The 12,014-nt window shown below is 66.9% G+C and carries 14 protein-coding genes; 5 read left to right on the top strand and 9 right to left on the bottom strand.

Features of this window, described 5'->3' with window-relative positions:
* The first annotated feature begins 94 nt into the window (after positions 1 to 94).
* Entirely contained in the window at positions 95 to 676 is a 582-nt protein-coding gene (locus N4S67_RS13115) for a fasciclin domain-containing protein (protein WP_313959946.1), read from the top strand.
* A gap of 67 nt (positions 677 to 743) precedes the next feature.
* Here the strand turns inward: N4S67_RS13115 and N4S67_RS13110 are convergent, their stop codons facing one another.
* The 3 genes from N4S67_RS13110 to N4S67_RS13100 all read right to left on the bottom strand — a co-directional run bounded on the left by N4S67_RS13110 (position 744) and on the right by N4S67_RS13100 (position 2,993).
* A complete protein-coding gene (locus tag N4S67_RS13110) occupies positions 744 to 1,541 on the bottom strand; it encodes a DUF4097 family beta strand repeat-containing protein (RefSeq protein ID WP_260993408.1) in 798 nt (265 codons plus the stop codon).
* A gap of 20 nt (positions 1,542 to 1,561) precedes the next feature.
* On the bottom strand, positions 1,562 to 2,029 hold the full coding sequence (locus tag N4S67_RS13105) for a histidine kinase (protein WP_260993407.1): 468 nt from the start codon (positions 2,027 to 2,029) through the stop codon (positions 1,562 to 1,564).
* A 91-nt stretch (positions 2,030 to 2,120) separates the two neighbouring features.
* Positions 2,121 to 2,993, bottom strand: a complete 873-nt coding sequence (locus N4S67_RS13100) for a TIGR03619 family F420-dependent LLM class oxidoreductase (RefSeq protein ID WP_260993406.1) — start codon at positions 2,991 to 2,993, stop codon at positions 2,121 to 2,123.
* Between the two features lie 39 nt (positions 2,994 to 3,032).
* Here N4S67_RS13100 and N4S67_RS13095 point away from each other — a divergent pair, with 39 nt between their 5' ends.
* Positions 3,033 to 4,334, top strand: a complete 1,302-nt coding sequence (locus tag N4S67_RS13095; RefSeq protein ID WP_260993405.1) for a cryptochrome/photolyase family protein — start codon at positions 3,033 to 3,035, stop codon at positions 4,332 to 4,334.
* Positions 4,335 to 4,337: 3 nt separating this feature from the next.
* Here the strand turns inward: N4S67_RS13095 and N4S67_RS13090 are convergent, their stop codons facing one another.
* Entirely contained in the window at positions 4,338 to 5,171 is an 834-nt protein-coding gene (locus tag N4S67_RS13090; RefSeq protein ID WP_313959945.1) for a mycofactocin-coupled SDR family oxidoreductase, read from the bottom strand.
* A gap of 214 nt (positions 5,172 to 5,385) precedes the next feature.
* Here N4S67_RS13090 and N4S67_RS13085 point away from each other — a divergent pair, with 214 nt between their 5' ends.
* On the top strand, positions 5,386 to 5,640 hold the full coding sequence (locus N4S67_RS13085; RefSeq protein WP_260993404.1) for a DUF2631 domain-containing protein: 255 nt from the start codon (positions 5,386 to 5,388) through the stop codon (positions 5,638 to 5,640).
* Here the strand turns inward: N4S67_RS13085 and N4S67_RS13080 are convergent.
* A complete protein-coding gene (locus N4S67_RS13080; protein ID WP_260993403.1) occupies positions 5,637 to 6,209 on the bottom strand; it encodes a hypothetical protein in 573 nt (190 codons plus the stop codon). The genes N4S67_RS13085 and N4S67_RS13080 overlap by 4 nt on opposite strands.
* A gap of 46 nt (positions 6,210 to 6,255) precedes the next feature.
* The gene (locus N4S67_RS13075; RefSeq protein WP_260993402.1) at positions 6,256 to 7,683 is read right to left on the bottom strand and encodes a WS/DGAT/MGAT family O-acyltransferase; all 1,428 of its coding nucleotides are present in this window, start codon (positions 7,681 to 7,683) and stop codon (positions 6,256 to 6,258) included.
* A 111-nt stretch (positions 7,684 to 7,794) separates the two neighbouring features.
* On the opposite strand from N4S67_RS13075, the gene N4S67_RS13070 reads away from it, so the two are divergent.
* The gene (locus tag N4S67_RS13070) at positions 7,795 to 8,484 is read left to right on the top strand and encodes a DUF427 domain-containing protein (RefSeq protein WP_260993401.1); all 690 of its coding nucleotides are present in this window, start codon (positions 7,795 to 7,797) and stop codon (positions 8,482 to 8,484) included.
* On the opposite strand, the gene N4S67_RS13065 is transcribed toward N4S67_RS13070, so the two are convergent.
* Both N4S67_RS13065 and N4S67_RS13060 read right to left on the bottom strand, forming a co-directional pair.
* On the bottom strand, positions 8,468 to 9,388 hold the full coding sequence (locus N4S67_RS13065; protein WP_260993400.1) for an LLM class F420-dependent oxidoreductase: 921 nt from the start codon (positions 9,386 to 9,388) through the stop codon (positions 8,468 to 8,470). The two genes, N4S67_RS13070 and N4S67_RS13065, sit on opposite strands and share 17 nt — an antisense overlap.
* 13 nt (positions 9,389 to 9,401) lie before the next feature.
* A complete protein-coding gene (locus N4S67_RS13060; protein WP_260993399.1) occupies positions 9,402 to 10,565 on the bottom strand; it encodes an acyl-CoA dehydrogenase family protein in 1,164 nt (387 codons plus the stop codon).
* 68 nt (positions 10,566 to 10,633) lie between these two features.
* Here N4S67_RS13060 and N4S67_RS13055 point away from each other — a divergent pair, with 68 nt between their 5' ends.
* Positions 10,634 to 11,101, top strand: a complete 468-nt coding sequence (locus N4S67_RS13055) for an SRPBCC family protein (protein ID WP_260993398.1) — start codon at positions 10,634 to 10,636, stop codon at positions 11,099 to 11,101.
* Here the strand turns inward: N4S67_RS13055 and N4S67_RS13050 are convergent.
* Positions 11,098 to 12,012, bottom strand: coding sequence for an alpha/beta hydrolase (locus N4S67_RS13050; RefSeq protein ID WP_260993397.1), 915 nt, complete (start codon positions 12,010 to 12,012; stop codon positions 11,098 to 11,100). The genes N4S67_RS13055 and N4S67_RS13050 overlap by 4 nt on opposite strands.
* Positions 12,013 to 12,014 lie beyond the last annotated feature (2 nt).

Below are 12,014 nucleotides of genomic sequence, written 5' to 3'. Positions count from 1 at the left end.
TTCGCACCCATCCGGGTTGGCAGCAGTTCCGAATATCGGATGTAGGTAAGTCCATGGCGGCATAAGCCGTCTCGATCTAAGGGAGCACGAGTCGATGAACGCCAGGAACAAAACAGCGGCAGTGGGATTCGCAGCGATGGCTGCGGTCGGACTGTCACTGGGAACGGCAGCAAGCGCGCAGGCCGAGATGGTTGGACCGGGCTGCACGGGCTACGCCCAGCAGGTACCGATCGGCCCCGGGTCGGTCATGGGTATGGCGCAGGACCCCGTGGCCGTGGCCGCGTCGAACAATCCGATGCTGACGACCCTGACCAAAGCGGTGTCCGGCCAATTGAATCCGCAAGTGAACCTCGTCGACACGCTCAACGGTGCGGAGTTCACCGTGTTCGCCCCGACCGATGAGGCGTTCGCCAAGATCGATCCCGCGACCATCGAGAAGCTCAAGACCGACGCCCCGCTGCTGACCAGCATCCTGACCTATCACGTGGTGCCCGGCCAAGCCGCACCCGCGCGGGTGGTGGGCACTCACAAGACCGTGCAGGGCGCTGACGTGACCGTGACCGGCATGGGCAGCGACCTCAAGGTCAACAACGCCTCCGTGGTCTGCGGAGGGGTGCAGACCGCCAACGCCACGGTGTACATGATCGACACCGTGCTGATGCCGCCGATGAATTAATCTGCGTCGAAACAGAACTCGCGGAGGGCAGCCGGCACACAGCCGTGCTGCCCTCCCGCGTTTCGACTCAGGCCGCGGCGGGGTCGGTCGCCCGTCGCACGATGACATCACCGGATGCCGTCTGCGCATGCACGACAAGCTGTTCGTCGCCATCGGCCGGCCCGTCCGACGGCGCAAGGCTGTTACGCACCGTCCCCGATCGGGTGGACAGATCCAGTTTCGCCGCCGTTCCTTCGGCGATGCCGACGCTGACCTCGCCGCTGCTGGTCTGCACGGCGACGGCGCCCTTGACGGCAGAGGCGACACCCACGTCCCCCGATGCGGTCTGAGCGTTGAGGTTGCCTTCAAGGCGACCGACGGCCAACGAGCCGCTGGCGGCACGGAATTTGACCTCTCCTCGTGCCTCTCCGACGGCGGCGTCGCCCGATGCGGTTGACACCGACACCGATTCGGCAACGCGAACGCTGACATCACCGGAAGCCGTGTCCACTTTGACTCCGCGCGCGCTGCCCACCGTCACATCGCCGCTGGCACTGGCCAATCTGCAATCGTCGAACGAACCGTCAGCGCTGAGTTGCGCTGAGACGACCGAAGCATGCAGACGCGAGCCCGTCGGCAAGGCGATATCGACGACGACGGCCCCCCGGCGCGGGAACGAGAAGCCACGGCTACTCGACACGCTGAGCGCGCCGCCCACGAAGTCCACCCGGACCTGCTCGGCGGCCCTGACGTCCTGCGGCCGCGACTCGTCACGGGGCCGCACCTGCACCACCGTGTCCGCCCGGTCACTCGCCACGAGCCGGACAGCGCCCGCGGCGATGTCGACCGTCGCTGTAATCGGTTGTGGGCTGTCGAATGTCGGCATGATTTCTCCTCAAGGGTCGCTCAGCGGACCCAGCCGCTGAAATGTTTGTCGGACGCACCCTGCGGCCGGCGTGGACGGCCGAGCGCGGTGGAGACCGCGCGAACCAACCACGCGTTCACCGATAGACCTTCGCCCCGCGCAGCGGCGTCGACGCGCGACCGCATCTGTTCGGGCAGCCGCAACGTCACCCGCCAGGTGCCGCCGCCGTCGTCGTCGACATCACCGGAGGCGAGCACGGGCGGGTCTTCGGCCGTGCTGACGGCGAACTCCGGATCACGCCCGCGCAGCCGTACGTCGACCGAACCCGGAGCGAGTTCCCGGGTGATCTGCTCAGCCGCTTCCGAGAGGGCTTCGAGCAGCGCCAGCCGGATCGACGACTCGAGCGGCGCGGTGAGCCGCTCGGCCAGCCCCTGCGCGTCGGGTCCCGCGGCAGCCGCTGCGACGGCCAATTCGTGCCGGACCGCATCGACATACGGTTGCAAGTCCATGGTGTCATGGTGACATCACTTTGGTGTCATTGCAAGAGTCACGTTGACGGCAGCGCCGGCTAACCCCCGCTGAGCAGTTTGCCGGACGAGCTCAGGCGCGCACCTTGTCGATGATCGTCTCGGCGAATCGCTCTATCGGCTCCCGGTACCGCTCCACGCCGCCTGTCGCGAGGTCTGTGCCTGCCCACGGGCTGCACATCACCGCCGTGATGCCGATGTCCTCGGCTCGTTTGTACAACTCCGCCGACGGCGGTTCGAGTAGCGCCAGCATGACGTCGAAAGGCTCGTTCTCCCTTCCGTATTCACGCCGGAAGCCGTTGAGTCTCTCGATGTGGCGCACCGCGTCGTCCCATGCGTACGCGTAACCGACCCAGCCGTCGCACAGCCGCGCCGCGCGGCGCAGCGCCGCATCGGATTCCCCTCCGCACAGGATCGGCACCGGCGCTTCGGGATGAGGTTCGATCATCATCTCGGGCACCTGGTAGTGCTGCCCACTCCACGACACCCAGCCGCCACGCCACAGCGCACGCAGCGCCGGGATCATCTCGTCGAGTCGCCTACCGCGGGTGGCGAAGTCCTGGCCCATCAGCTCGTACTCCTCGCGCATCCATCCGACGCCGGCCGCGAGCGACACCCGGCCGTCTGACAGCGCCGCAGCGGTGGCTACCTGCTTGGCCACTTCCAGAAGGGGACGCGCCGGCGCGATGTAGACGGCGTTCGAGAAGCGCAGCCGAGTGGTCACCGCGGCCATCGCACCGATCTGCACCCAGCAGTCGGGCCAGGCGGTCTCGGGTGCCCACATCGGTTTCCCGGTCGGTGAATCGGGATAGGGCGAGCTGAGCTCGCGAGGGTAGATCATGTGGTCGGAGCACACGATCCCGTCGTAACCGGCCTCGTCGAACATCCGCGCGAGCGCGAGAATTTCTGACGTCTTCATGAACGCTGTGCCCGACCAGAACTGCATCCTGTTTCTCTACCGTGAATTTCGGGCAGCATCAATGGCATGTCCACATTGCTGTGGTTCCGGCGCGATCTGCGGCTGACTGATTTACCGGCCCTGCTCGACGCGGCGGCGTCCGGCGGCGAGGTGCTGGCCTGTTATGTGCTCGATCCCCGCCTGGCGGCGTCGTCGGGGGCCCGGCGACTGAAATACCTCTATGACGCGCTGCGCGATCTGCGCGCCGGCCTCGACGGCCGACTGATGGTCACCGAAGGCCGACCCGAGCTGCGAATCCCCGCTCTGGCCAACGCGATCGGCGCCACCTCGGTCCACGTGTCAGGCGACTACACGCCGTTCGGCCGGCGCCGCGACGACGCGGTGCGCGCCGCGCTGGGCGACGTACCGCTCGAGGATTCCGGCTCGCCGTACCTCGTCACGCCGGGCCGCATCGCCAAGGACGACGGGACGCCCTACAAGGTCTTCACCCCGTTCTTCACCGCATGGCACCGCCACGGCTGGCGCGCACCGGCCGAATCGGGCCTGGAATCGGCACGCTGGATCGACCCGTCCGACGTCAAGGACGGCGGGAACCTCGAGGACATCGGAGATGTCGAGGTCGAACTGGACCTGCCCGCAGGCGAGACCGCGGCACTCGAACAATGGAAGTCGTTCGTCAAGACCGGGCTGGCGGGCTATGCCGAAGACCGCAACAGGCCCGACCTGGACGTGACGAGCCGCATGTCGGCGCATCTGAAGTTCGGCACGATCCACCCGCGCACCATGGCCGTCGACCTGGGCCGCGGCGAGGGTGCGCAGGCGTACCTGCGCGAGTTGGCCTTTCGCGACTTCTACGCCAACGTGCTGTACGAATGGCCGCACAGCGTCTGGTGGAACTGGAACAAGTCGTTCGACGACATCCAGGTCGATGACGGCGAGGACGCCAAGCGGTTGTTCGAGGCGTGGAAGGCGGGCAGGACGGGCTTCCCGATCGTGGACGCCGGGATGCGCCAACTCGCCGAGATCGGCTGGATACACAACCGTGTCCGGATGATCGTCGCGTCGTTTTTGGTCAAGGATCTGCACCTGCCCTGGCAGTGGGGCGCGCGGTGGTTTCTCGACCAGCTGGTCGACGGCGACATGGCCAACAATCAGCACGGCTGGCAGTGGACCGCGGGTACCGGCACCGACGCCGCCCCGTACTTCCGCGTGTTCAACCCGACGACGCAGGGCGACAAGTTCGATCCCGACGGCGCCTACATCCGGCGTTGGGTGCCCGATGTCGACGACGACGCCTACCCCGACCCGATCGTCGACCACGCCGCCGAACGCAAGGAGGCACTGCGCCGTTACAGCGCGCTCGGCTGACGGCTACTTGACGCTGAGGCCCGCGTCCACCGGCAGCGTGATGCCGGTGACGTAGCGTCCCGACGGCCCGCACAGGTAGAGCATCGCCTCACTGACGTCGGCGACGTCGATCAACTGGACCGGCAAGACGTTCTCGAAAGCGGACAGCGTCTCCGGGTGGTTACCGAAGTATCGCTCGGCGTACTCATTGAGCAGCATCGGCGTGGAGACGCCCGTCGGGTGCACGGTATTGACACGAATGCTTTTCGGACCCAGCGCCTTGGCGTAGTAACGCATCAGTCCCACGACGCCGTGCTTGGCCGCTTGGTAGCCGGCGAAGCCATGCGCGAGGTTGTCGTAGCCCGGACAAAGTCCGTTGAGCCCTGCGGTCGAACTGGTGATCACGACGGCGCCGCCTTCGCCATGCTCGACGATCGCGGGTAGCGCCGCCTCGATGGTGTAGTACACGCCATTGAGGAGCACATCGATCGCGTCGACGTATTGAGCGACGTCGTTTCGCTTTTCGTCACCCATCGGCAGGATTCCTGCATTGGCCAGAACGAAATCGATGCGCCCGAATTCAGCGACACCATTGGCGACGGCGGATTTAAGTCGCTCGAAGTCGCGGACGTCGCCCTGCTCGGCCACGATCCGGCGTCCCGTCTTCTCGACAAGGTTCACGGTTTCATCGAGGTCTTCCGGGCTCGCCAAAGGGTACGGAGCACTGTCGATCTGGTCGCAAAGATCGAACGCGATGATGTCGGCGCCCTCTTCGGCGAATCTGACCGCGTGCGAACGGCCCTGGCCGCGTGCGGCGCCGGTGATGAACGCGATTTTGCCCTCCAACTGACCGCTCATGATGCCCCCCTTTTCGGCGCTTTCTTGTCGTCGCGTCGACACGGGCGATCCCTGCAACGCCCCGCTCGTCCCCCTCGGCGCTTCGACGACGTTACGCGCGGCATACGCGCGTTTTGAGCAAACGGACAACGCGGCTTCGCCGGCTGTACGTCAGCCTGTAGTAGACCTATGCCAGAATTGTGGCCAGTTGTCCGCCCGACCATGAGGAGCAGCCGTGGCCAACACCGAGGTGGAGCGTCACACCGACGTCGACGTCGAGGAAGTGCCGTCCGCGGAGTGGGGCTGGTCGAAGGAGAACCACCGCGCCATTCACATCGGCGGCCTGCTGTCGGCGGCGTTTCTGCTGTTCATGATGCACGGCAACCACGTCGGCCGCGTCGAGGATTTCTTCCTGATCGGCTTCGCCGCGCTGATCGTCGCCGCGGTCGCGCGTGATTGGTGGCTGCGCCGCCGCGGCTGGATCCGCTAGACCGAGTACAAGGGACGGACCTCGCCGGCGGCGAGGTCGAACAGTGTCTCGGTCGCGGCCACGGCCGAGGGTGCCTCGCTATCGGCCGAAGGGCCCGCCGCGGCCGCCAACGCGTGGCCTTTGAACGCCTGCGCCGCCAGGCTCAACCGATGGCTGATGGGCTCGATCGGGCGGCCGAGTTCGGCGGGCCACTGCTCGCCCCAGAGGGTCACCTCTGCGACGCCCCTGGCGCGTAGCTCCAGCACCTCCGTCCGCAGGTGCGCGTCGGCTCGCAGCACCGTGGCGCTCACGGCCAGCGACCCGTTGCGCGGTATCCGGCGCAGCACCGATTCGGCATCGGCATCGAGGCGTTTGGCACCGAGCATCGTCAACGGGCGAACGTCGCCGCAGTCCTCGACCACGACGTTAACGGCCCAGCCGGCCCCCGCCCGGTCGTAGACCCAGCCGCCTGCAAAGCGCACAAAGTCGGCGGTGTTCGCCGCGATGACGGTGAGTTGATGGTGGTTGATCTGCCCCTGCGCGCCATCTCCGACGAGCGCGTCGTCAGCGGTGAAGGGTCTGATCGCCACGCGTAAAGCGTGACACTATCGCGACGATCTGTAAAGGCGCGATTTATCAGCTGCTTGCGGCGGCAAGCGGAAGGGCTGCGCCTACCGGTGTCAGCTCGGTCGACAGCCCGGCGGCACGGCGCAACTGTGCAAACGCGTCGAGCATCGCGTCGGTGGCTTCGTGTGGGTCGTCGAGGGTGCGGTCGTCGGTCAGGACGGAGATCGCCAACTGGTCGACGTAGCTCCACACCGTGATGTTCATGCCGCTGCCGGTGACAACGGGCCCGACGGAGTAGATCTCACTGACTTCGCCGCCTTCGACGCGACCCCTCTCCCGCGGCCCTGGCACGTTCGAGATCGTCAGGTTGAAGATCGCACCGGACTCGAGCCTGCTGGCCTGGGTGCGGAACAACCCCGGCGCCAGCGCTGGCGGCAGGTAGGCCATCCATGCCGGCAGGACCGTTGGGCCGAGCAGGTGGTGGTTCTCCTTGGCGATCTTGGTGGCCATCGCGGTGAGGCGGACCCGTTCCAACGGGTCGTCGACATGGACGGGCAGGGACGGGGTCATGTAGCTGAACTCGTTACCGGTCAACCGATCAGGCGAGGGGTCGGTGCTGACCGGTACCCCGGCGATGAGCGGGGCGTCGGCATGTCCGTCATAGCGCAGCAGCAACGTGCGAAGCGCTCCGGCGGCGGTGGCCAGCACGATGTCGTTGAGCGTGACGCCGAGGTGCTTGCCCGTCTCCTTCACGTCGGCCAGGGCCAGCGGCGCGGTCGCGAACCGACGCCCCGGAGTGACCACGTGGTTGATGAAGGTCTTCGGCGGCGCGAAGTTGCGGGCGATATCGGGATGACGGCCCCGTTCCTTGGCGCGCCGACGTACCCGCGACACCCCGGCCGCGGTCTCACTCAGCAACCGGGGCAGCTTGCGGATCAGGTGCGCATGATCGCGGCCCGCGGCCTTGAGCAGCTCGACCTGTGACTTGAGGACGGGGTCTTCAATGGCGAGCGGAGCCGACGGTGCGCCGAGGTCCATCGCCTTGGCCATCTGGTTCGCCGACGCGACGCCGTCGGCCAGGACGTGGTGCACCTTGTGGATGATCGCAATGCGGTCGTCGGCCAGTCCCTCGGCGATGTACATCTCCCAGAGGGGACGGCTGCGATCCAGCGGGGTGCTGGCGATCTCGCCGATCAACTGGTCGAGTTCGCGGCGACCGCCCGGCACGGGCACCTGCGCACGGCGCACGTGGTAGTCCATGTCGATGTCGGCGTTCTCGCACCACATCGGGTGGTGAAGCTTGAGCGGGATGTCGACGAGTTGGTAGCGAAGCGCGGGCAGCGCCATCAGACGCGGGTACGCCACGCGTCTGAACATGTCGAAGTCGAACCCGTCGACGCCCGACACGTCGAGGATTCCGATTTTGAGCGTGTGCATGTGGATTGCGGGCGTCTCGCTGTACAGCATCAAGGCGTCCACGCCGTTGAGTCGCTTCATTTCCGCCCCCGTCGTTTCGCCGGTCCCTACCGGTATTGCCCAATTGCACGCGTTGTCATGCCAGTTCGGCGAAGAAGTGACGGTGCGGGAAGAATTTGTAAAGCTGGGGTCATGAGTCTGGTTGCCGGACGCGGTCCGTTGAGCAGAGACCCGGCCGGGTGGTTCTCGGCGCCGCTGCCCGGTGGCGTGGTCTTCGTCGAACCCCACCCGCGCCGCATACAAGCGTTTCGCGACGGGCGTGCCGTCATCGACACCGAGCATGCGTTGCTGGTGCACCGGCAGGACCATCCGCTGAGCTATGCGTTTCCCGCCGACATCGTCGGCGACCTGCCCAGCGAACCGGTGGCCGAAGCGCCCGGCTTCGTCCAGGTGCCGTGGGATGCCGTTGACGGTTGGTCGGAGGAGGGCCGCAGGCTCGTGCACTACCCGCCCAACCCCTACCACCGGGTCGACTGCCGACCGACGGACCGACGTTTGCGGGTGACGGTGGCCGGCGAGGTGCTGGTGGACACCACCGACACCGTGATCGTGTTCGAAACGTCGGTCGAGACGCGCCTGTACGTCGACCCCGCGCACGTGCGCACCGATCTGCTGCGCCCGTCGGCGACCGCCAGCTACTGCAACTACAAGGGTGATGCGACGTACTGGTCGGCGATCGTCGGGGACACGGTCGTCGACGATGTCGCGTGGAGTTATCCGGACACTCCACCGGAGACGCTGCCCATCAAGGGGTACTTCAGCTTCGACGCGACGCGCGCCGAGGTGCTGGCCGAACTTCCCACGCTCAGTCCGCGTTGCTGATCACCGATTTGCCGAATTGCTCGATGGTGTCGAGCAGCCGGGCCAGGCTGTCGCCGGGCAAGGTGACCTGCACCCACGTAACTCCCACTGCGGCAAGTTTTTCCAACCCGGTGAGGTACGCGTCGGCGTTGAAGTCGTCGCCGGCGGGACTGCCCCCGTCGGCATTGGTGAACGTGACGTCGATGCCGGACCAGTCGCGTCCTGCGTCGTCGAACCGGCGGCGCAGATCCTCGACACCTGCGGCCAGTCCGTCGGCGTCCATCGCGGCGGTGCGCGCGGTCTGTGCCAGCACCGCGGGGGCGGGAAACGGACACCACCCGTCGCCGTAGCTGACGACCCGCTTGCGGGCGGCCGCGGTGTTGCCGCCGATCCAGATCGGCGGATGCGGAGTGCTAACCGGCCGCGGATGGGCGGTGATTCCGCTTGCCGTGAAATGCCGTCCCTCATAGGAGAAGTCATCGGTGGTCCAGATGCCGCGGATGACCTCGAGAGCTTCCTCGAACAGCGCGGCACGTTCGTCGAAGTCGACACCGAGTGCGGCGAACTCCCGCTTGAGGTAGCCGACGCCCACAGCCAGGGTGAACCGCCCGTTCGACAGTAGATCCAAGGTCGCACCGGACTTGGCCACCACGAACGGATTTCGGTACGGCAGTACCACGATGTTCGGGATCAGGCGCAGGGTGGACGTCCGCGCCGCGGCGAAAGCCATCGCCACGAACGGGTCGACGGCGTCGTGGCCCCCCGCTTTGAGCCACCGCTGCGTCGGTGCCGGGTGGTCGGTGAATCCGAAGCCGTCGAAACCCGCCGCTTCGGCCGCCGCGGCGACCGCGGCGATGCCCTCGCCCGTGACCAGCTCCGGGTTGTACGGATGGCTGTGCATCGGGTGGGTGAACGCGAAACGCATGGGCCGCCTTTCGTCAGGACGCCTTGGGTGGTGAGTAGTTCGGCCTACCCAGTCCGAGCGCATGCTGGGCGATCATGTTGCGGAACACCTCGAGGGTGCCGCCGTAGATCCCCGTCGGCCCGGCCAGCCGGAAGATGTACTCGGCTCCCCCGTCGTCGGCGGCGCCGTGAACGCCGACGGGCAGGCTCGCGGCCGTACCGAGGAGGTCCATCAGGTCCGGCGTGACGTCGCGCATGGTTTGCGCGATGGCGACCCGGCCGAACATCTCCGGGGTACTCATCGCCGCCTCCAGCCGCGCGACGGCGCGGCCCAGACGGTATCTGGCCGAACCTTCCTCGGGCGCCACCGCCGCGACGTGGTCCACGGCCTCGGCCAGCAGCAGCAGGTGTTCGCTCATCGCGGCGAGCTTCTGCAGCCCCTCGTCGTCGCGTTCGACGGTGCCGTGCTCGGCGTTGAGCGCCTCGCGCAGCACCGACCAGCCACCGTTGACCTCGCCGATGCGGTACTTGTCCTCGATCCGTACGTCGCTGTAGTAGGTGATGTTGGTGCGATCGCCGTCCACCGTGCGGATCGGTTGGATCTCGACGCCCGGGCTGTCCAGCGGCACCAGGAACATGGTCAGACTTCGGTGCTTCGGCGCGCTCGGGTCGGTGTTGGTGATGAGGAAGACGTACTGGGCGTTCTGCGCATTGGAGGTGAACATCTTCGAGCCGTTGATGATCCAGGTACCTTCTGTGCCGTCGCGCACCGCGCGGGTCTTGCACGTCGCGACATCTGACCCGCCTTCGGGTTCGGTGTAGCCGAGGCAGAGCCGGTAGTGGCCGGACAGCACGTTCGGCAGAACCTCGTCTTTGAGTTCCTGCGAGCCGAACGCCTCGACCGACCTGGCCACCATCGCCGTTGTGCCCCAGTGGAACCACGGCGTGTGCGCGCGGCCGAGCTCGAGGTCCCAGATGCGGCGGCGCAGCGTGCTGAACCCGCCGTCGGCCTCGTCTTTGAAGTCGGCGGCCAGATAGCCCTGAGCGCCGAGCGCGAGATGAACGCCCTCGTCGAAGTTCTCGCCGGTCTCACGGTCTCGCGCGATGACGTCGTCGGTGACGATCTTCTTCAGAAACGCCCGCAGCTCGTCTCGGAACGTCAGGTCGCTCTCCGAGAGCTGTACACGCGAGAAGTCCACCGACACACCGTGACACTTTTCCGTCAATCTGTAAAGTGATGCGGACACCACCGAGAAAGGGGCGCCGCGTGGGCATCGTCACCACCAGTTCCGAGCGCGTCTTCAGTCAGCCGGCGGAAGCGATCTACGACTTCGTGAGCAACCCGGCCAACTGGACGAAGACCTACCCCGGTAGCGCCCACATCGGCGGGCTGCCGCAACGGCTGCCCCTGACAGTCGGTGACACGTGGACGGAATCGGGTCCGGACGGCGACCGCATTTTCACGTGGCATCTCGCGATGGCGATGCGTCCGAAACTGTGGGTGTTCAATTCGGTGGGGCGGCTCGGCCACGACTCCGACGGAAACGGCGGCATGGAGGGCCGCATCACCGTTCAGTACCACTTCTGCGAGCAAGGCGAGGGCGTCACCTTGTTCACCCGCACCATGACGATCGAGGCCTACAAGCACGCCCCACTCCCGGATGCCCTGTTCAAGCAGGCGAATCCGGCGAACATCGACTCCTACCTGGCGGCCATCGCGCGCGAGCTCGGTTAAGGGTGCAGCGCCCGCCGTAGCGCCGACCCCTGGAGCGCGAAGAGTTGTTGGCTGGTCTCCCATTCCGGCAGCAGCGAATCGAATCCGTGGCACGTGCCCGGATAGACGTGCAGTTCGGTGGCGACGCCCGCCTCGAGCAACCGCCCCGCATAGTTCAGCGCCTCGTCACGCAGCGGGTCGAGCTCCGAGCAGGTGATCAAAGCGTCTGCCACACCATGCAATTCGTCGGCACGTGCCGGGACGGCGTCGACGGGCACCGAAGATGCGCCGCCCCGGTAGTGCTGCCACATCAGCTCGGCGGCGGGTCCGTCGAAACCGGGAGTCGCCGTGAACTCCTCCTTCGAGCGCGTCGGCCGGTCGTCGAGGACTGGTTGATGCAGCATCTGGAACAACAGCCGCGGTGCCGCACCCGCTGCCGCGCGCTGCGCGAGTCGCGCCGCGATCGCCGCGCCCGCGCTGCTGCCCGCAACGGCGAGCCGAGCCGTATCGACGCCGAGCTCTGCCGCATTGTCGGCCGTCCACGCGAGCGCCGCTGCCGCGTCGTCCACAGCGGCCGGATGCGGGTGTTCCGGCGCCAGCCGGTAGTCGACCGACACCACGGTGCAACCCCCGCGGCGCGCGAACTCGACACACTGGTGGTGGTCGGTGTCGAGATTACCCAGCACGAATGCGCCTGCATGGCAGTAGATCACGGCGGGCGCCGGCGCCGGTCCCCCGCGGTAGATGCGTACGGGGACCACCCCAGCGTCACGATTCTCGATGTCGACGCCCACGGTGTTGACGGTTCGAGAGGTCTCGGCCCGCCTCTGGTTCAGCGAGTCTCGCACCACGCCGAGCACCCGCAGGGACAAGTCGCTACGGGCCGCCGCGAACTGGCGAAGCGCGGGATCGAGGCGGTCGACGACGTCCATCG

Origin of the sequence: Mycobacterium deserti, from assembly GCF_025345615.1 — a bacterium.
Lineage (GTDB): Bacteria > Actinomycetota > Actinomycetes > Mycobacteriales > Mycobacteriaceae > Mycobacterium > Mycobacterium deserti.
This window is presented reverse-complemented; position numbering and strand designations above follow the sequence as displayed.